Below are 20,337 nucleotides of genomic sequence, written 5' to 3' on the forward strand. Positions count from 1 at the left end.
TAACAAGTTCTTTAAATAAAAATGTGATTTAATCATTCATTATGAAACAATTAAGAAGTAGTTTTGAAATAATGAATGTAATAATATAATTTATGAGCGTTAATAGATTGAGTTACTTAGATTCCGCTAGAGGAATTGCAGCAATAATGGTTTTAATATTTCATTCAATTCTAACATTCAGTAAAGAGAGTATAGAATTATCGAGTATAGCCTATTTTTTTTCAAAATATTTTGATTTAGGAAAAATAGCTGTTATCATTTTTTTTGTAATTAGTGGAATCGTAATTCCTTACAGTATTAGAGGTTCTAAAATTGTAGCTATTAAAAAGTTTGTAATTTCAAGGTTTTTTAGATTATATCCAGTTTATTGGGTTTCTGTGATCGTTGGATTTCTTTTATTTGAAGGCTTTACTCAAAGAGAGTTTCTTTTGAATCTTACGATGCTTCAACAATTTATCGGAGTAAGGAATATTTTTGGTTTATATTGGACACTTCAAATTGAATTAATTTTTTACTTTTTAGTGGTAATTGTATTTGTTTTTAATAAGATTTCAGATGAAAAATATTTATTTAGTATCTCAGTACTATTTTTAGTCATTTCAATAATTGTGGCATTTTTTAGAGGAATGTTAGGGTTAAAACTACCAATAGGTCTATTTTTATCACTTTCTCTTATGTTTTTCGGTTCATATTATAGGCATTACTTACTTGAAGGAAATTTGCAAATAAAAAAATACGCTTCGATTTATATTATATTTTATATAATAGCTATTCCCATCATAAGTAAACTTGGTTATAGTGTAGATTTGGGACATAATGAAAGTTGGATTAAATATACAATCACTTACTATTCAGGTATTCTTATGTTTTTAACCTTAGTTAAATTTAAATTTAGTAATAGATATTCAGAATATTTAGGGAGAATTAGTTATTCGGTATATTTATTTCATCCAGTATCAATTTTTTTAATTGAGAATACTATATTTTTTAAAAGTATTAATGGGTTTTTAAAGGTTATATGTGTACTATTGTTGACCGTAATTTTTTCTCATTTTACCTTTAAGTTTATAGAACAATCCTCTATTGATATGGGAAAAAAAATGAAATCACTAATTGAGTAATTTTACGGTTTAAATTTACTTTTACATAGTTTCTAATTTTTTTTAATTGAGGAATTATAAAATAATAATATTTAGTATGAAGATTTTACAGAAATTAAACAATCATAATTTTTCTCGTTATTTCAAACTCATATTTGTTTTTTGGGATATTATTTTGTTGAATACTGCAATAGTTCTTTCCGCTTTATGCAGGTTTGGTAATATTGAGCATCTTTTCTTAAGAGAAGTACAGACAATATCTTTGCTATGTAATATTCTATGGGTTGGATTATTACTACATCGTGATTCCTATAGGATTGTTCGGGTGGAGCCAATAGAATCTATTTTAAAAAGAACAACAAAAAAAATAGTATTTCATGCGGCTTTAATTGCTGTTTTTGTCGGTTTCTTAAAATATCCCAACATTTCAAATCTGAGGTTATCGTATTTTTATATTTTTTTCTTTTGTCTTTTAATGATATCAAGATATTTAAGTATGAGGCTTTTAGGATATATAAGAGCTAAGGGTTATAATTTTAGAAATTTCATTATTGTTGGTGCCAATGATACAGGTGAAAGAATTCGGAAAATACTGGCAAGAGATTTGACATATGGTTATCGGTTTTTAGGTTTTTTTGATGAAAAAGTGGATCCCTTTGCTTTTATATCTTCTCCTGTTTTGGGAGATTTTGACAATGTAGAGGAGTTTCTTTTTAAAAAACAAGTTGACGAGATGTATGTTGCATTGCATATTGATAATATTGCAGTTATTAATAAATTAATTCAAATTTGTGAGCATCACATGGTTCGTATTAAATTTATACCTGACTTTCAGCTGTATACTAAATCAAGTAAAGTTGAGATTACTTTTTATGAAGATACACCAGTATTAATGTTTCGCAGTGAGCCTTTGGAATTTACGGTTAATCGTTTGGTTAAAAAAGTTTTTGATATTTTCTTTTCGTTAGGAGTTATTTTGTTGATATTTCCTTGGCTTTTCCCCCTTTTGATGTTAATTATAAAAATGGAATCACCAGGGCCAGTTTTTTTTACACAAGAGCGAACAGGTAGGGATAATAAACCTTTCAAGTGTTTAAAATTTAGGAGTATGAGGGTTAATGATTCTTCTAATAATTTGCAGGCCAAAAAAGGAGACAGTCGTTTAACAAAGTCTGGGGCCTTTATTCGTAAAACCAGTATTGATGAACTGCCACAGTTTTTTAATGTACTTTGGGGAGATATGTCTGTAGTGGGGCCTAGACCGCATATGGTTAATCATACGATACAGTATTCGGGATTAATTAATCATTATCTGGTTCGTCAATATGCTAAACCAGGAATTACTGGCTGGGCACAGATAAATGGTTATCGTGGAGAGACAAAAGAACTAATAGATATGGAGAACCGTGTGGATTTTGATATTTGGTATATTGAAAACTGGAGTTTGTTACTGGATTTGAAAATCATCATAAAAACAGTTGTGAATATCTTTAAAGGGGAAGAGAATGCCTATTAAACTTTAAATTTATTTTAAAATAAAATAATTAGAGCCTGTTTAAGTTTTATTTATTGGCTCTCTTATGATGATTTTTGGCTACAACTTCGTTAAATTTTTTATACAATAGCTCTGCTATTTTATAAAAATTTGCCTAGTTTCACTCAAAAATCATCTAATAATAAATCTCAAAAATAAAATTTAAACAAGCTCTTAGTATCTTATATGTTTTTTCAAAATTCTTAATTGAGAGGAATAAAATTTTAAATTCCTATATTTGCCAACTAAAATTGTAAGTCTAATGAAATTGATATTTTCTTTTTATATAAAGATTGCTGTTGTTCTATCACTGTTGTTTTTATTTAATGCTTGTGCTTCAAAACAAGATATTGTCTATTATCAAAATATTGATGGAATGTCATCTCAACAAAATGCTAATAGTTACGAAATTAAAATTAGACCGGATGACTTATTATCTATTATAGTATCTGCCGAAGATCCTGAAATTACTATCCCATTCAATTTAAGAACTGTAAGTATGGTTAGTCCAAGTAGACAGGATATTTCTCGTGGTCAGGAGACGATGCAGTTGTATTTAGTTGATTCCAATGGGAATATTGAGTTTCCTGTTTTAGGGAAATTAAATGTGGGTGGTTATTCCCGTACTGATGTGCAAAAAATGCTACATGATAAAATAGCGGTTTATATTAAAAATCCAATTATTAACTTTCGTATCATGAATTTTAAAATTTCAGTGCAGGGAGAGGTTACTGTGCCAGGGACGTATACTGTCTCTTCTGAAAGAATTACTCTTATTGAAGCTTTGGCAATGGCAAAAGATTTGACTATTTATGGTAAAAGAGATAATATATTAATTATTAGAGAGGTTGATGGTGTTAAAACTTATAATAGGGTAGATATTACTAAAGCTGATTTTATCAACTCTCCTTTTTATTATTTGGTACAAAATGATGTAATTTATGTTGAACCCAATAAAAATAAAATAAACGGAGCTGCAGTCGGACCTAATACAGGAGTGCTTATTTCAATTACATCTTTAATAATTACTATAATTACATTAATTGTCACTTCTTCAAACTAAAATTTTTAAATGGAAAAAAGTATTCATAATAATAGCTTTAATAACGATTTTGAGAATGATTTTGAGAATGATTTTGATTTAAAAGCATTTTTTGATAAATATTTGATTCATTGGAAATGGTTTGGATTAGGGATTGGCATTTGTTTAATTCTTGCTTTTCTATATTTAAGATATACAATACCTCAGTATCAGGCTTCAGCAACAATTTTAGTAAAAGATGAAAAAAAAGGGGGTATGCTTTCTGAACTTTCAGCTTTTGCTGATATTGGAGGAATAGCTGGCGGGATGAAAAGTAATGTCGATAATGAAATTGAAATTTTAAAATCAAGAACATTAATAGAGAGTACTATAAAAAAGTTAAATCTTACTGTAAGTATTTTTTTTAAGGGAAAGATAATGGATGTAGAGCTCTACAAAGATGCTCCTATAGAAGTCACACTTGTTAATCCTGAAAATTCTTTTTACAAAGAAAGAATAAATTTAGACTATACGGAACTAACGTCAGATGTTTTTCAATTGAAAATTGATATGACAGATGAAAATTTAAAAACCTATTCAAGTACTAATAAATTTCATTATGGTGAATTAATTTCTACTAGGAATGGAAAAATGATTATCAATAAAACAAAATTTAAAACAAAAAAAAATAAAGAGAACGGAAAGGAGATTAATGTCGTAATTAGTCCGCTCGAAGATATAGTTAATAGTTTTAGAGAACGATTAGTAGTGAATCCTATAAGCAAGACTAGCAGTGTTGTAGAAATTACTATAAAAGATCCTGTTGTGAAAAAAGCAGAGGTTTTTTTAGATAATCTGATAGCAATTTATAATAGTAATGCGGCGACAGATAAAAATTTTATTGCAGAAAATACTTCAGAATTTATAAATAACAGATTAGAAATAATTACACAGGAATTAGATGGTGTAGAGAAAAATGTCGAAAGTTTTAAAACTTCCAATAAAATAACCGATATTGATTCAGAAGCTGAACTTTATGTTAAAGGTTCAGACGAATATGTTAAAAAAGGCGTAGAAACAGAAATTCAATTGAATGTTATTTCTTCTATGTTGGGCTTTATTAAAAAAAGCAGTAGTTCTGATTTACTACCTGCTAACATTATAAGTACTCAGGGAGATACAGGTAATTTAATAGATTCTTATAATGCATTAGTATTAGATCGTAATAGGATTCTGAAATCTGCTACTTCGGAGAATCCTTCTGTAATCAAATTAGAGCAGCAAATAGCATCATTAAAATCAAATGTAAAGGCTAGTCTGTTAAGAATGCAGTCCAATTTAATTATTCAAAAAAATGATTTAAAAAGAAGCGAAGGTCTTTTGAATAACAAAATTGAAAAGATTCCAGTACAGGAACATCAGTTTAGAGTAATTGCAAGACAGCAGAAAGTTAAAGAAGAATTATATTTGTACTTGCTGCAAAAAAGAGAAGAAACAGCTATTTCATTGGCTGCAACAGAACCAAATGCTCGTGTAATTGATGCTGGTAAAGCTTTGAAAATACCTGTTTCTCCTAAGAAAAACGTCATTTATTTAGTGGCTTTATTGCTGGGGTTATTGATTCCTTTTGGAATTATTTATGTTATTGATTTGTTGGATACTAAAATAAAGAGCAGGTTAGATCTTGAAGGAAAAACTTTAATTCCTTTTGTGGGAGATGTTCCTACTTCAGATTCGCCTTCGGAGATCATAAAATCTGAAAGTCGTACCAGTTCTGCAGAGGCGTTGCGAATTATTAGGACTAATCTGGAATTTATATTAAGCAAGGCAGATGAAAATAGGGCTAAAACTATTTTTTTGACTTCTACTTTTCCTAAGGAAGGGAAAACCTTTGTATCAGCTAATCTTGCAGGAACTTTTGCTTTGTCTGGTAAAAAAGTATTACTGGTTGGTATGGATATCAGGAATCCAAGATTAGATGAATATTTTGCTTTACCAGGCAGGGGCTTCACGAATTATTTATCATCGAAAGATGTAAAATTGGATGATTTAATTGTAAAGCAAGATGGTTTCGATAATTTTTACATCCTTCCTGCAGGGGTTATTCCTCCAAATCCAGCAGAATTATTAATGAGTAATAAAGTAGATGACCTTTTTAAAATTCTTAGGACTCAGTATGATTATATTATTGTTGATACCGCTCCTGTGAGTTTAGTAACAGATACACTGTTGGTTGCTAAACATGCTGATTGCTTTATATATGTTGCTCGTGCAAACTTTTTGGAAAAACGTATGCTGAATATCCCTAATGAATTGTACAAAGCAAATAAACTGCCAAATATGTGCTTATTGTTAAATGATACTGACTCAACAAAAGGATATGGTTATGGATATGGTTATGGAGTGAATGTTAAAAAAACCTCTTGGTATAATAAAATATTAAAGAGATAAGGAAAAAATATCTTAAATGAAAATGAATGAGCCTTTAAATATTGTGTTTAAGGGCTTTTTTTATGTTTGAGAAGGGTTGAGTTCGTATTTGAATTCTGAGTGGTTAATCTTTTTCTTTTTTATATAGTGATATTTTTGACCATATTACCAAAATTTAAACAGTTAGTGTTTGAGAATTCGTTTTTTGTAGGGAAGACAAAAAATGTTTTTGCGTTATTTTTTGATTTTCCTTAATTTTTTTGTTTCAATATGGCTGATGATTTTGTGTAAGATTGCCTCAATATTATTTTTCCTTTTATAAATTATCAGCAGCTGAAATTTGGTCTAGTATGCTTGTTTGGTTTGGTGAAATATAGTTTTTTGTTTCGGGAGCATTTTCTTTCTTAAAAAGAAGGTCTAGTGCATTGTATAGCTTTAGTAAAACATCTTTGTCTTCTTTTGCAATCTCTAATGCAGTATTAAAATTAAAAACATAATTATTAGAATTGCGTACTTCTACTTTTATAGTTTTCGATGTGATTTTAAATTTGACTATATCCATTTTAGTTTAGATTAATTTGTTTGCAAAAAGGCTGTTTTAATTACTGCTAGAGTATCGCTGTTTTTAATTTTTTAAGAGATTATTTTTTAATAATAGATAAAATTTTCTGTTTATAGAAGAATTATAGCAGGTAAATTTTATTGTTTAAGTTCTTGATTTAATGATGAATGGATTTAAATGATAAACTGAAAAGATACAATAAATTGTCTAATTTATTGATGGATTTCTAGTATTTAGATTGTGTATTTTTTGATAAATCCACAACTTATAGCATGTTCAGGAGGTTATAACTTCAATAAAAAACCCTTAAACATTTCTGTTTAAGGGTTTTGTCTTTTGTAGCGAAGACGGGAGTTGAACCCGTGACCTCAGGGTTATGAATCCTGCGCTCTAACCAACTGAGCTACCTCGCCATATTTGGGGACATATCCTGTCCTTGAATGCGGGTGCAAAGATAGAATAATAATTAGAGTTTGCAAGCAAAATCTATAAAAAAAATTTTTTTTTGAAAAGGTTTTTTTTTTGGAGTAATAATCTATATATTTCGCAAACAAAAAACAGTATTCATGAATTTAAAAGTGCGTTACGAGATCGAGTTCCCCATAAATTCCTCCCCCCAATTATTATATCAGTATATTTCGACCCCATCAGGCCTATCTGAGTGGTTTGCAGATAATGTAAATTCCCGTGGTGAGTTTTTTACTTTTATTTGGAACGACTCTCAGGAGAAAGCAAGATTGGCTTCAAAAAAATCGGGAGAAAAAGTAAAGTTTAGGTGGGTTGACGAGAATAATAAGGATACAGATTATTTTTTTGAATTAAATATTTTAGAGGATGAGTTGACCAAAGATGTCTCTTTGATGGTTGTTGATTTTGCTCATAAAGAAGATCTTGAAGAAGCAACCCAGCTATGGGAAAATCAAATTTCAGACCTCAAACATGTTATAGGTTCAGTGTAGTGAAATTGTATATTATAACTTATATTTGTCACGCTTTTTAGCGTGACTTTTTTTTGAAAAACAGTATGATAAATTTTAATGGTACAATTGTATCTGAAGATACAAATATTTTAGTTGAAAATAGAGGATTTCTATACGGTGATGCAGTTTTTGAGACTGTAAAAATTGTTAATGGGAAGATTTTGTTTCTGGAAGATCATTACTTTAGGCTGATGTCTTCGATGCGTGTAATTCGAATGGAAATTCCAATGAATTTCACGATGGAATATTTGGAAGAGCAGATTCTCACTTTGGTTAAAAATAATAATATAGAATCATCTTCTAGAGCCAGAATTACAGTTTGTAGAAATAATGGCGGTTATTATTTGCCACAAGATAACACAGTTTTGTTTTTGATAAAGACCATGCCGCTCGAAAATAAAGAATATTCGCTTAATGGGCAGGAATATGAAGTTGATTTGTATAAAGACTTTTATGTTGCAAAACAATTGCTGTCTTCGATTAAAACAACTAACCGTTTGATAAATGTAACAGGAAGTATTTATGCACATGAGAATGGCTTAGATAATTGTATTTTATTAAACGACAGCAAAAATGTTGTTGAGGCATTACAGGGCAATGTTTTCATGCTTATTGGGGGCAGATTAATTACTCCTCCAGTTTCAGAAGGATGTCTGAATGGAGTTATGAGAAAACAGATTCTAGAATTAGCCAAAAAAATTGAGGGTATTGAAGTATTTGAAGAAATTATTTCTCCTTTTGATCTTCAAAAAGCTGACGAATTGTTTGTGACAAATGTGATTAAAGGTATACAGCCAATTACAAAGTACAGAAAAAAGGAATTTTCAGTTGAAACCTCAAAGGTTTTAGTGACGTTGCTAAACGATAGTTTAGGCTTAGTTTAAATAAGGGTTTTCAGGTGCATTAGACCAAATAAGGTATTCGCCTCCTAATTCCATGATTTGTTCTTTCCAGAAATGAAGAGTCGATTTACCGATTATTTTATTCTCGTAGCTGTTTTTTGTAATAATCCATGAATTGGCTTTCATTTCATTTTCAAGCTGATGTTCTTCCCATCCGGTGTAACCAAGAAAGAAACGAATATTTTCTTTTTTGATTTGACCACTGTTTATAAGATCTTTTGTTGAATCAAAATCTCCTCCCCAATAGATTCCATTGGATATTTCAATACTATTGGGTATCAGTTTAGGAATATTGTGGATAAAGTACAGGTTGTCTTGTTCTACAGGACCGCCATTGAAAATTTTGAAGCTGGCATTTATTTCAGGAATCAAATCATTGATTGTATATTTCAGTGGTTTGTTCATTATAAAGCCTACCGAGCCATCTTGATTATGATCTGCTAATAAAATTACAGATCTATTAAATGACAAATCTCCTATTATTGATGGCTCAGCAATAAGTAGATATCCTTTTTTTAATTTTTCTGAAATCATAAGGCTATATTTTTAATTAAATTTAAGAAAAATTATATTGAGTAACCAAACTTTTCCTGCCTTATTCGTTTAAAAGCACAAAAAAACCCTCCAATCGGAAGGTTTAATTATATGAAATAAACTATAGATTAGTTTACAGCTCCTTCTAAATCTGCTCCAGCTTTGAATTTTACAACATTCTTAGCGGCTATTTGAATAGTTTTTCCTGTTTGAGGATTTCTTCCGTCCCTTGCAGCTCTTGAAGATACAGACCAAGATCCGAACCCTACTAAAGATACTTTACCACCTTTTTTCAAAGTACCACCTACATTTCCTAAAAATGATTCAAGCGCTAATTTTGCAGCAGCTTTAGTAATTCCTGCATCTGCAGCGATAGCGTCGATTAATTCTGATTTGTTCATAATAATGGATGTTAATTGTTGGTTAAAATAATTGTTAATAGAACAAAATTAGCAGGAAATACGGTGTGTGCAAATGTTTTATACAAAATTAGCATATTTTGTTAATAACTTACTTTTATTGTTCATAAAGTAATATAAAATTCTGAAAGAAACGGTACTTAACCCTTGTTTTTATTGATGTTAGTGAACTTTTGCATTTTCTGAAAATGTTATTCCGTTTAATAATTCTGCAGCGGTCATTTTCTTCTTCCCTGGAAACTGCAGGCTTACTATTTGAATAAAACCTTCATTCGTGGCAACTTTCATTTCCTTTTTAGTGCAGATTAGAAAGCCAATTTCATAATTGTGTTTTTCTATAATTGCTTTGGCCTCATAGATTTTTACATTCCATTCTTCATTCTTGTCTGTAAAATAACACCAAGCTGCAGGGTATGGGCTTAATCCTCTAATAAGATTGTGAATGGCTGCAGTAGATTGTGACCAGTCAATTTTGCAATTCTCTTTGTTTAACTTGTAAGCTGTTTTGATGTCTGATGAATCTTTTTGAATAGCAGTGGTTACATTGCCGTTTTCAATCAGTTTCAAAGTATCAATGACAGTGTCACATCCTAAATGCATCAGACGGTCATGTAGCTGTCCGGCATTCTCATTGCTGTCGATTGCGGTTTCACTGCTCAAAATCATTGCGCCGGTATCTATTTTGTCATCAATAAAAAATGTAGTTACGCCGGTTTTTGTTTCGCCATTAATAATTGCCCAATTAATTGGTGCAGCGCCTCTGTAATTAGGAAGCAGTGACGCATGCAGATTAAATGTTCCTAAAGATGGCATTTCCCAAACTACTTTTGGGAGCATTCTAAAGGCAACTACAATTTGCAAATTAGCCTCCAGTGATTTTAATTCTTCCAAAAAAGCTTCATCTTTTAAATTTGCCGGCTGTAATAAGTGTAAATTATTTTCTAAGGCATATTCTTTTACTGCCGAATATTTTATTTTCTGTCCTCGGCCTGCTGGTTTGTCGGCTGCGGTAATTACAGCTGCTACTTCATAATTGTTTTTAATTATAGAATCTAGAATTCCTACTGCGAATTCAGGAGTTCCCATAAATATGATTCGTAATTTTTTCATCAGGTTTTTAAAATGTATTTGTTGTTTTTTTGAATTATTAAAAGTTCGTCTTCTAATAATTGCTGCAGTACAAAGATAACGTCGTCTGCAGTATTTTTAGTCTTGTTTTGAATTTCTCTTGAGCTTAGGCTTTCATTTTGCAATAAGGCTATAATTTTTTCAGAAAGAGCTTTGAAATCCTTTTTAGGTTTTGTCAGGGTGATGCAATAGGAACAAATACCGCAATTAACAGTTGTTTTTTCTCCAAAATAATCCAAAATCATTTTGCTTTTGCAGCTGTTTTTTTCAGCTACGTATTTTAGTACCGAATGTAATTGTTCTTTTTTGAGTTCATTTTGGCGGACAAGATACTTGGAAACTTTATTAATTGTTCTTTCATCTTCGCGGATTTCATTGAAAATTAAAACGGCATCATTGTTTTTTGAATGAAATTCAATAATTTCTTTATCTTTTAATTTGTGTAAGACGGCAAGTACAGAAACTTCCGAATGGTTCGATTTTTTGGCAATCAGCGGTAAATTAAATGCGGTCTGCATTTCATAAACACCAGGATATGTTCTAAGAATGGTTAAAATAATCTCCTCGTCGTTTGGATTTAGGCTTGTATAACGAATGACTTCTTTGGACGAGATTAGAAACTGCAAAGTTATTTTTTCTGAAAATTCCTGGGACAGAGTCAGAATTCCTTGTCCGTCTAAAAAGCGCATGGCATTAAACGTTTTCAGTGTAGGAAAATCATATTTATGACAAAAATGATTCAGATTAAACATGAATTCTTCGTTTATTCCTTCGCCATAAGCTATCTGAAAATAATTGCAGAGTTTGATATACATCGTAGTCAAAAACATTTTATCAGGCAAAACTTTCAAAAATTGATTTTCAGCCTGAATAATATCAGATGGACTGGTTAATAAAACGGCGAAAGCTTTCTCTCCGTTTCGACCGGAACGTCCCGCTTCCTGATAATAATTTTCTATGTTTTCGGGCAGCTGAATATGAATTACGGTTTTTACATTAGGTTTGTCAATTCCCATTCCAAAAGCATTTGTGGCAACAATAACCTGCGCTTTTTCTTCCATCCAGAGCTGCATGTTTTTGTCTTTTTCTCTGGAAGTAAGACCGCCGTGATAATAGGCAGCTCTAAATCCTAAAGTTTGCAGTTGTTCAGCAATCTCCAGGCAGGCTTTTCGGTTTCGAACATATATAATAGATGGCTGTGGATTTTTTTTAAGGATCTGTTCAATTCTGAAAAGTTTATCTTCTACTTCAAAAACCATGTAAGCGATATTCTTTCTGGCAAATGATTTAGCAAATTGAACAGGATTCTGCATTCCCAGTTCGGTTATAATATCTTCTTTTACTCGAGGAGTTGCCGTGGCTGTTAGTGCCAAAAAAGGAATTTTAGGAAAATGTTTTTTTAATTCCGAAATCTTCAGATAAGCCGGTCGAAAATCATGTCCCCATTGCGAAACACAATGCGCTTCGTCAATCGTTATCAGATTTACGGGAAGATTTTTTATTCGGTCAAGAATCCAATCCGACTGCAAACGTTCAGGAGAAACGTACAGAAATTTATAATTCCCGAATTGACAGTTATCTAATAAATCAATAATCTCATCAGATTTAATGCCTCCAGTCAAAGCAATAGCTTTGATGCCGCGCCGCTGCAAATTTGCAACTTGGTCTTTCATCAGTGCTACCAAAGGAGAAATCACTAAACAAATTCCTTCGTTCATTAGAGCCGGCACCTGAAAACAAATCGATTTCCCGCCACCAGTTGGCATTAGTGCAAAAGTATCATGACCGTCCAAAACCGAATCAATAATTTCGTTCTGCAACGACCTGAAAGTGTCATGCTGCCAATATTTTTGAAGAATTTCTAGTGCTGTTGGCATTTTTCTAGTTTAGATTCTTACTAATTATTGAAATTCAATAATTGCTAAATTTTATCCAATATAAAAAGAATTCGGTTATCAACAGTATCTTTTGGTACTTCAATTAAGTCGTAACCGTAATTTACATAAGTCTTTGTGAGGTGTTCTTGTATTTCTTTTGCCTGTTCAAAATTTTCATAGCGCTCGCTGTCACTCTCATAAATCTCTTCCCAAGGCGGAAGAATGAAAATTTTCGTATATACATTTGCGTGGCAGGCATCAACAAAATGAGGAGGATAATTATCGCCAATATAATCTAAGTACGCAACAACATCAGGGATTCCGCGGTCAATAAACACCAATTGATGAGATTCATTTCTCGCATCATTAAATTGCTTGATTCTGCCGTCAAGCAGCATTTGGCTAAACAATAAGGGATCTTCCAAGAACAATTGTTCAATACCGCGTTTTTGGGCTTCAAGTGTTACTTCACGGGAAATTTCAGGATAACAGCAATAACCTTTGGCAACCAAACCTTTTATAATAGAACTTTTCCCCGTACCAGGACCGCCAATGATAACAATAATTTCTTTCTGCACTTTTTCAAATTAAACGGCAAAAATACTCAAACTTATTGGTTTTTTAAAAGAATATTTAAGACTAAAATAGGCTGTTGTTTATGGAGCGAATGATAAGGAATTTTTAGTAAAAATGGATTCCTGCTGTCCTTCCAAATCTTTTATTTTTTGAAAGAAAAAAATAAAAGGATTTTCCTTCCCATCACGGCTATGAGCGAGAGAGATAGGGCATTTTTGGAAATAAAAAAAGGATAAAAAAGAGAAAATTAAATATCAAAAAAATCAAATTCTTGATTCTTGATTCTTAAATCTTAAATCTAAAATCAAAATTCTAAAATCTAAAGCGTATATTTGCCTTTATTTTTATTTAGGAATGAGCGACGACAACGAAAAAAAGACAGCAGAGTTTTACGAAAGACTGAAAACCGAATTGGATAACAGTAATTCATGGCCTGCTCAATATTTGTTTAAATTTATAGTGCCAACTAACGAAGAAAATATCCTAAAAGTGGAAAATGCCTTCAACTGTATGGGAGCTGTAATCAAAACAACAAAATCCAAAACCGGAAAATTCACCAGTATTTCGGTAGATGTAACGGCCAAAGATTCGCAGGAAGTAATAGATAAGTACCAAGAATTATCCACAATAGAAGGTATAGTTTCCTTATAATTATGATCGAAAAATATAAAAAAGAAAATGCGAATGATGTAGTTTTCAACTTGGAATATAATTCTGAGAGAAAACATTTAATCATTCCAGAGTATGGCCGTCATTTGCAAAAACTGATCGAACAGGCTACTGTTATTGAAGATGATGAAAAACGCAACAAAGCGGCAAAATACATCATTCAGGTAATGGGAAGTCTGAATCCTCATTTGCGTGACGTACCTGATTTTCAGCATAAACTATGGGATCAGCTATTTATCATGTCTGATTTTAAATTAGCCGCCGATTCTCCTTATCCAATACCTTCAAGGGAAGTACTGCAGCTTAAACCGGATGCTTTGAAATATCCGCAAAATTATCCCAAATACAGGTACTATGGAAACAATATCAAGTATATGATTGATGTAGCCAATAAATGGGAGGAAGGCGAAATGAAAAGTGCATTGGTAAAAGTAATTGCCAATCACATGAAAAAATCCTATTTGAGCTGGAACAAAGATACCGTAAAAGATGATGTGATTTTCGAACACCTTTATGAGTTATCAGACGGAAAACTAAATTTACTGCAAAGTTCAGAAGAGTTATTAAACACCACCGATTTATTAAGAACCAATAAAAGGGTTTCTAATAAAATAGGTCCGGCAGGACAGCCAAAAATTCAAAGCAACAAGAATAATAAAAACGGCAAACAAAAACCGTTTCAAAAGAAATAATTAATTTATTTAAAGTGGCTAAGTTACTAAGTCGCTAAGTTGCTGAGATAGTGCGGAATTCTTCTTGTATGTCTTTTTAAAAAAAACTTAGAAACTCAGAATCTTAGAAACTTAGAAACTCAAAAAAAGTATGGAAGTTTTCAAAATTGAAGGAGGAACACGTTTAAAAGGAGAAGTAATCCCGCAAGGTGCAAAAAATGAAGCACTGCAGATTTTATGTGCAGTACTTTTAACACCAGAAAAAATAACAATCAACAATATCCCGGATATTATCGATATCAATAAACTGATAACGCTGCTGGGGAATTTAGGAGTTAAAATAGAAAAACTAGGGCATGGTTCATATACTTTTCAATGTGATGAAGTAAATGTTGGATACTTAGAAACAGAAGCTTTTAAGAAAGAAGGAGGTTCGCTTCGTGGTTCTATTATGATTGTCGGACCGCTTCTGGCCCGTTTTGGAAAAGGATATATCCCGAAACCAGGCGGAGATAAAATCGGACGCAGACGTTTGGATACCCATTTTGAAGGATTTATCAATCTTGGTGCAAAATTCAGATACAATAGAGAAGATCACTTTTATGGAGTAGAGGCTCCAGACGGACTTACAGGTGCCGATATGTTATTGGACGAAGCGTCAGTAACTGGGACTGCAAATATTGTAATGGCTGCAGTTTTGGCCAAAGGAAGAACAACAGTTTACAATGCGGCGTGTGAGCCTTATTTGCAGCAGCTTTGTAAAATGCTGAATTCTATGGGTGCCAAAATCACAGGAGTTGGTTCTAATTTATTGACTATTGAAGGAGTTGAAAAATTAGGTGGCTGTGAGCATAGAATTTTGCCTGATATGATCGAGATAGGTTCTTGGATCGGTCTTGCGGCTATGACAAGAAGTGAAATTACTATCAAGAATGTAAGCTGGGAAAATCTAGGAGTTATTCCAAGCGTATTCAGAAAATTAGGAATTACCCTTGAGAAGCAGGGTGATGATATTTATATTCCAGAACATAAAGACGGTTACGAAGTAAAAACAGATATCGATGGTTCTATCCTTACCATTGCAGATGCGCCATGGCCGGGATTTACTCCCGATTTGTTGAGTATTGTTCTGGTGGTAGCTACACAGGCCAAAGGTGATGTTCTTATTCACCAAAAAATGTTTGAAAGCCGTTTGTTTTTTGTTGATAAACTGATTGACATGGGAGCCAAAATCATGTTGTGTGATCCGCATAGAGCTGTAGTTATTGGACACGATTTTAAATCAGTATTGAAAGCAACTACAATGGCTTCTCCAGATATTCGTGCTGGAATCTCATTGTTGATTGCTGCGCTTTCTGCAAAAGGAACCAGTACAATTCAAAACATTGAGCAGATTGACCGCGGTTACGAGCGCATAGACGAGCGACTAAGAGCAATTGGAGCCAAAATAGTTCGAGAAAAACAATAAGAATAATAATTTTAAAAAACGCTTAAAAATAATTTAAGCGTTTTTTTATACAGTTTGAGTTCAAAATTTATTGACTTAAATTGTGTTTATAATAAAAAATGAAATATGTCTAACGTAGAAAAAGCGATAAAAGCGACCTATTTTAGTATAATCGGAAACACTTCTCTTGCTCTTATAAAAGGACTAGCCGGGGTTTTCGGGAATTCTTATGCACTAATTGCCGATGCTATAGAATCAACTGCTGATATTTTTGCCTCACTTTTAGTTTTATTTGGCATAAAATATTCCAGCAGACCGGCAGATGAAAATCATCCGTATGGACATGGAAGAGCCGAGCCTTTAATTACCTTTTTGGTTGTTGGGTTTTTAATTACTTCGGCTACGATTATCGGATATGAAAGCATAATAAACATTCGAACGCCGCATGAGCTGCCAAAACCTTGGACACTTTTTGTGCTTGGGGCTATTATTATCTGGAAAGAGTATTCCTTTCAATTGGTGATGAAAAGAAGTAAAGAAACCAACAGCTCATCTCTAAAAGCGGATGCCTGGCATCATAGAAGCGATGCGCTGACTTCGATTGCTGCTTTTATTGGAATTTCGATTGCATTGTTTATGGGGAAAGGATATGAATCTGCAGATGATTGGGCTGCGCTGTTTGCTTCAGGTTTCATACTTTACAATAGCTATTTGATTTTCAGGCCTGCTCTTGGGGAAATTATGGACGAACATTTATACGATGATCTGGTTGAGGAAATCAGGCAGGTTTCTCATCAGGTTGATGGTATTATTGATACCGAAAAATGTTTTATCCGAAAAGCGGGAATGAAATATCATGTTGATCTTCATGCTCGTGTAAGCGGAACTATATCAGTAAAAGAAGGCCATGATTTGTCTCATAAACTCAAAGATACTTTGCGGGAAGAAATACCGGAACTTGGACATGTATTAATTCATATTGAGCCGGATTAGAAATGATTATAAAATAGTAAAACCAATATCTTCAAAAAGGTATTGGTTTTTTTATGTCAATTTTGTTGGCTCGTATTTGCTAGCGTGAGAGCAATGTTATTAAGTTAAGCTTTAATTTTCTCTCGCAGAGACACGAAGGCGCAAAGTTAAAATCGGATTTCTTTGCGTCTTCGCGCCTTTGCGAGATTTATATTTGAGCAAATTCAAGCATGAAATCCCTAACGTAATGACCTTGCGCGTGAGGGATTGCAGTGGAGCTCTTTTTTATTTGGCGTTTTTTAGCCAAATAAAAAAAGCGGGAACGGAAAGCCCGACCCGTAGTTTTTACGGAGGGTCACGCCCAAATAATCTAAATTACCCTAATCTAATTCATGAATTTGATGCCAACAATAACTCCTTCGTTTTGAAATCCGTTTTGATAGGAGCGCAAATAATCGATTCGGAACATTTTTAATTTTCCAAAACCGAGATTATCCAATCCTACACTGTACTCGGAATACGGATTGATATTTGGTTCTGCAAGTAAATGATAGCCTACAACTAAGTTTGATTTAAGCAGGTTTAATAAAGGGATTTTGTTCATTATAAATCCTCTGTCATTGTGCTCAGTGTGAAATTCAAAATAACTGTCGTTGGTACTGTTTGTATAATAGGGCATTAAATTAAACACATTCAGATAATTTCCTGATAATCCCACATAGGTTTGATTCCCATTGAAATGCTGGTAATCCATAAAAGCAATATTTTCGGCATCAAAGAATTTTCCAGCTTTTAGGCTTAATCCAAAATCTCCTTTGTTTCCAAAGGTGTGGCTGTATTTAATTTGTGTGTTGATATTGGTAAATTCATATTTCTTTTCGGTTCCGGCAAATCCTTTTTCAAGACCTAAATAAAGAGTTGGGTAGTTTGAGTTTCGAATGTTGTATTTCCCGTCTGGTCTTGAAGCATATTTATTGCCGAAATTTATTTTGGCAGTCAGATTCAATTTGGCCAAACTGTGTTTTTCGAACCCAGAATTTATATAATCGTCCGGATTTAACGGATTGTTGGAAGAGTAGAGTTTGTCTTTATTGATAAAAGTATAATCTGTTGTGTTGAATAACGGTTTTCGCTGTTCGTATTCAATTTTTCCTTTTAGATTAATACCGTTTGCAATATCCTGCCCATACTCTATTTTGGCAAATTCCAGATTATATAATTTCATGTAATTATCCTTGAAAAACAGCGTGCTGATAGAGTTTATAAAAGGACTGATAGGCTCGTTTCTGTTAAATTGCGCGACAGAGGTTCCTCCAGAAACTTGTATATTGGCATAATTCTGATTGTTGAATTGGTGCCAATATTTTCCATTAATGCGGACGCGGTCATCAGAAAAACCATAATTGATTTTTAAATCAATGTTGGTTTGGCGTCCTTTTTCTTCATTTTTCCAGTTGGAATATGAAAAACCAGTATCAAAATTCCATCCCTGCACCGTATTGAAACTTAGAGAGCTGAAGTCGAGTAACCCTTTATACCCCAAAGAAAATTTTTTGAAACTGCTTTTGTAAGTATAGCCGGTGATTGGATCGAGAAACTTAAACTTGTTTCCTTTTTTATCAATTGAATCCAAGTATTTTGGAGAGTTGCGGACTTTATGAATGCTGTCTTTCCTAATGTAATCGGTAATTTCTTCCGTTGTTAGTGGGATCGGTCTGTTTGCATTCCAGAAAACCGTGTCTTTTTTGTTTGAGTTTATATCAACTGTAGTAATCTCGCTGGTAAATGTTTTTTTGTCAAATGAATCCACAAATTCATAATTGTTGTAAACGTAAGTGTATTTTCCGCTGAATTTAATTCCAAATAGGCCTGCACTGAAATCAAGACTTTGTGTCTTTTTTGCCCAAATTTTACTGGTTTCGTTGTAGCTGAAATTTTGTTTCAGCGTCATTACATCGATAACATCTTCTTTCATGCGGTAGCCTTTTATATCTAAATCTATTCCGTAGATAGCCCATGAATTCTCTAAAATATAAATATAACCTTCAAAAACTGGCTCTTTGTCTCTTTTAGCAATGACCTTTATTTTGTTAATGGTCTGGTTGTTTTCATCGACAAATGTGCTTTCCAGTTTATATTTATAATAATTGAATGCATTATCTGCTATTGGCGAAATCATATTGATGCCAAAACGTATCGTATTATCATAAAAGTCATAAAAGGAAGATCTAGCAGTATTGTATGCATATCCTTTGTTGTCTCCGCTTACTTTGGATGCCGTTACAACTTCTTTCAGATTGTTTGGTTTTTCATAAATAATTTTAGAAAATGTTTCTGAAAGTGATATAATTCCTGTTCCGGTCGAGTCTAAAGCGCCATTCATATCACCTATTTTCTGTCCGAATATTTTTTTTGGAGCGTTTTTCAGCTTAAAAATTCCTCGGGAATAAAAATCGGCTTTGAAGCGGGATGTTTTGCGGGTGTTTTCTTTTTTGCTGGCAATTGCTTTTTTTATGATTGCGTTTGCGGGGTTATCTTTTGTGCTGATTATTACTTCATTGAGTGTGAAGTTTTCTTCAATCATTTTTACATCCAATGGGAGATTTAACTTCTCTGCAGAAACTGCTATTTTTTGGGTTTTGAAGCCCAGATATTGAAAAACAATTTTATTCCTGCCGGTAGATTTTAAATGGAGCTGGTATTTTCCCAGTTCGTTTGTTGTGGTTCCGTTATAGGTGTTTTCTTCAAAAACATTGATAAACGGTAACGGATTTCCTTTTTCGTCAGTGACTGTGCCTTTTATTTGGGCAAAAGAATGGAAAGATAATAGAAGTAAAAAGTACAAAAAAGCGTTTTTCATAAAATTTAGTTTTTATGTTTGACGCTTTTTTGTAAGTATGTTACGCGAATAAAGAGCTGAATTTGTTAAAGTTTATATAAAAATATTACAAAAATGACTGAATAGCCAAATCATAACTTTTTAAGCCAAAACCTAAAATCACTCCTTTGGCATTTCCGGAAATATAGGACTGATGCCTGAAGCTTTCGCGAGCATAAGTGTTTGAAATATGAACTTCGATTACCGGTGTAGTAACCGCTTTTATAGCATCGCCAATTCCTACTGAAGTATGTGTATAAGCACCAGCGTTCAGGATTATTCCGTCATAGTTAAATCCTAGTTCTTGTATTTTTCCAATTAATTCTCCTTCAATATTGCTTTGATAGTATGTCAATTCTAGTTGAGGGAACTTATTTTTCAAAATTTCAAAATAATCTTCAAATGTCTGCGAACCGTAAATTTCAGGTTCTCTTTTTCCAAGTAAATTTAAGTTTGGACCATTAAGGATGGCGATTTTCATAATTTTTTGTTTTTGTAAAAATAAAAAATACCTATTGAATAGTATGCTGTTTGTGTAAAAATCTGCAGTTTTAAAAATTCAATGTTTTGATGTTATTTTTATCATGTAAGTTCTTTTTGTAAGGATGAAATTTTTCAGCTAAGTAGCTGGTTTTTA

The 20,337-nt window shown here is 32.5% G+C and carries 18 protein-coding genes and 1 tRNA gene; 10 read left to right on the forward strand and 9 right to left on the reverse strand.

From position 1 onward, the window contains the following. Positions 1-92: 92 nt before the first annotated feature. The 4 genes from IRZ80_RS03430 (at position 93) to IRZ80_RS03445 (ending at position 6,106) form a co-directional block, all read left to right on the forward strand. On the forward strand, positions 93-1,121 hold the full coding sequence (locus IRZ80_RS03430) for an acyltransferase family protein (RefSeq protein WP_194640153.1): 1,029 nt from the start codon (positions 93-95) through the stop codon (positions 1,119-1,121). Positions 1,122-1,197: 76 nt separating this feature from the next. Further along, complete coding sequence (locus IRZ80_RS03435) at positions 1,198-2,616, forward strand: undecaprenyl-phosphate glucose phosphotransferase (RefSeq protein WP_194640154.1); 1,419 nt, start codon at positions 1,198-1,200, stop codon at positions 2,614-2,616. Between the two features lie 280 nt (positions 2,617-2,896). Next, positions 2,897-3,697, forward strand: coding sequence for a polysaccharide biosynthesis/export family protein (locus IRZ80_RS03440; RefSeq protein ID WP_194640155.1), 801 nt, complete (start codon positions 2,897-2,899; stop codon positions 3,695-3,697). 9 nt (positions 3,698-3,706) lie between these two features. Then, positions 3,707-6,106: a GumC family protein gene (locus tag IRZ80_RS03445; RefSeq protein WP_194640156.1), complete on the forward strand. Its 2,400-nt coding sequence runs from the start codon at positions 3,707-3,709 to the stop codon at positions 6,104-6,106. 295 nt (positions 6,107-6,401) lie between these two features. Here the strand turns inward: IRZ80_RS03445 and IRZ80_RS03450 are convergent, their stop codons facing one another. Further along, a complete protein-coding gene (locus IRZ80_RS03450; RefSeq protein WP_194640157.1) occupies positions 6,402-6,647 on the reverse strand; it encodes a hypothetical protein in 246 nt (81 codons plus the stop codon). Positions 6,648-6,986: 339 nt separating this feature from the next. After that, positions 6,987-7,060, reverse strand: a tRNA-Met gene (locus IRZ80_RS03455). 153 nt (positions 7,061-7,213) lie between these two features. On the opposite strand from IRZ80_RS03455, the gene IRZ80_RS03460 reads away from it, so the two are divergent. Both IRZ80_RS03460 and IRZ80_RS03465 read left to right on the forward strand, forming a co-directional pair. Further along, positions 7,214-7,606 (forward strand): START-like domain-containing protein, encoded by a 393-nt coding sequence (locus IRZ80_RS03460; protein ID WP_194640158.1) that lies wholly within the window; start codon positions 7,214-7,216, stop codon positions 7,604-7,606. Between the two features lie 65 nt (positions 7,607-7,671). Continuing rightward, positions 7,672-8,511 carry an aminotransferase class IV gene (locus IRZ80_RS03465; protein ID WP_194640159.1) on the forward strand — a complete coding sequence of 280 codons (840 nt, stop codon included), beginning with the start codon at positions 7,672-7,674 and terminating at the stop codon, positions 8,509-8,511. Here IRZ80_RS03465 and IRZ80_RS03470 read toward each other — a convergent pair. The 5 genes from IRZ80_RS03470 to IRZ80_RS03490 form a co-directional block, all read right to left on the reverse strand. Beyond that, the gene (locus IRZ80_RS03470; RefSeq protein ID WP_194640160.1) at positions 8,503-9,063 is read right to left on the reverse strand and encodes a YqgE/AlgH family protein; all 561 of its coding nucleotides are present in this window, start codon (positions 9,061-9,063) and stop codon (positions 8,503-8,505) included. The two genes, IRZ80_RS03465 and IRZ80_RS03470, sit on opposite strands and share 9 nt — an antisense overlap. A gap of 128 nt (positions 9,064-9,191) precedes the next feature. Then, on the reverse strand, positions 9,192-9,464 hold the full coding sequence (locus IRZ80_RS03475; RefSeq protein WP_077375548.1) for an HU family DNA-binding protein: 273 nt from the start codon (positions 9,462-9,464) through the stop codon (positions 9,192-9,194). Between the two features lie 180 nt (positions 9,465-9,644). Next, the gene (gene fmt, locus IRZ80_RS03480; RefSeq protein ID WP_194640161.1) at positions 9,645-10,592 is read right to left on the reverse strand and encodes a methionyl-tRNA formyltransferase; all 948 of its coding nucleotides are present in this window, start codon (positions 10,590-10,592) and stop codon (positions 9,645-9,647) included. Further along, positions 10,592-12,487, reverse strand: a complete 1,896-nt coding sequence (locus IRZ80_RS03485) for an ATP-dependent DNA helicase RecQ (protein WP_194640162.1) — start codon at positions 12,485-12,487, stop codon at positions 10,592-10,594. Before IRZ80_RS03485 ends, fmt begins: the two co-directional genes overlap by 1 nt. A 44-nt stretch (positions 12,488-12,531) precedes the next feature. Continuing rightward, the gene (locus IRZ80_RS03490; RefSeq protein ID WP_194640163.1) at positions 12,532-13,065 is read right to left on the reverse strand and encodes an AAA family ATPase; all 534 of its coding nucleotides are present in this window, start codon (positions 13,063-13,065) and stop codon (positions 12,532-12,534) included. Positions 13,066-13,417: 352 nt separating this feature from the next. Between IRZ80_RS03490 and IRZ80_RS03495 the strand changes: the two genes are divergently transcribed. From IRZ80_RS03495 to IRZ80_RS03510, 4 genes are all read left to right on the forward strand, one after another. Further along, positions 13,418-13,714: a DUF493 family protein gene (locus IRZ80_RS03495; RefSeq protein ID WP_194640164.1), complete on the forward strand. Its 297-nt coding sequence runs from the start codon at positions 13,418-13,420 to the stop codon at positions 13,712-13,714. Positions 13,715-13,716: 2 nt separating this feature from the next. Beyond that, entirely contained in the window at positions 13,717-14,424 is a 708-nt protein-coding gene (locus tag IRZ80_RS03500) for a DUF4290 domain-containing protein (RefSeq protein WP_194640165.1), read from the forward strand. A gap of 130 nt (positions 14,425-14,554) precedes the next feature. Further along, positions 14,555-15,871 carry a UDP-N-acetylglucosamine 1-carboxyvinyltransferase gene (murA, locus tag IRZ80_RS03505; protein WP_194640166.1) on the forward strand — a complete coding sequence of 439 codons (1,317 nt, stop codon included), beginning with the start codon at positions 14,555-14,557 and terminating at the stop codon, positions 15,869-15,871. A gap of 105 nt (positions 15,872-15,976) precedes the next feature. Next, the gene (locus tag IRZ80_RS03510; protein WP_194640167.1) at positions 15,977-16,843 is read left to right on the forward strand and encodes a cation diffusion facilitator family transporter; all 867 of its coding nucleotides are present in this window, start codon (positions 15,977-15,979) and stop codon (positions 16,841-16,843) included. 364 nt (positions 16,844-17,207) lie between these two features. On the opposite strand, the gene IRZ80_RS03515 is transcribed toward IRZ80_RS03510, so the two are convergent. Together IRZ80_RS03515 and aroQ are read right to left on the reverse strand one after the other, a co-directional pair. Beyond that, a complete protein-coding gene (locus IRZ80_RS03515; RefSeq protein ID WP_194640168.1) occupies positions 17,208-19,682 on the reverse strand; it encodes a DUF5686 and carboxypeptidase regulatory-like domain-containing protein in 2,475 nt (824 codons plus the stop codon). An 85-nt stretch (positions 19,683-19,767) separates the two neighbouring features. Next, a complete protein-coding gene (gene aroQ, locus IRZ80_RS03520; RefSeq protein ID WP_194640169.1) occupies positions 19,768-20,181 on the reverse strand; it encodes a type II 3-dehydroquinate dehydratase in 414 nt (137 codons plus the stop codon). Positions 20,182-20,337 lie beyond the last annotated feature (156 nt).

It is taken from the genome of Flavobacterium sp. HJJ (genome assembly GCF_015351475.1).
Classification (GTDB): Bacteria; Bacteroidota; Bacteroidia; order Flavobacteriales; family Flavobacteriaceae; genus Flavobacterium; species Flavobacterium marginilacus.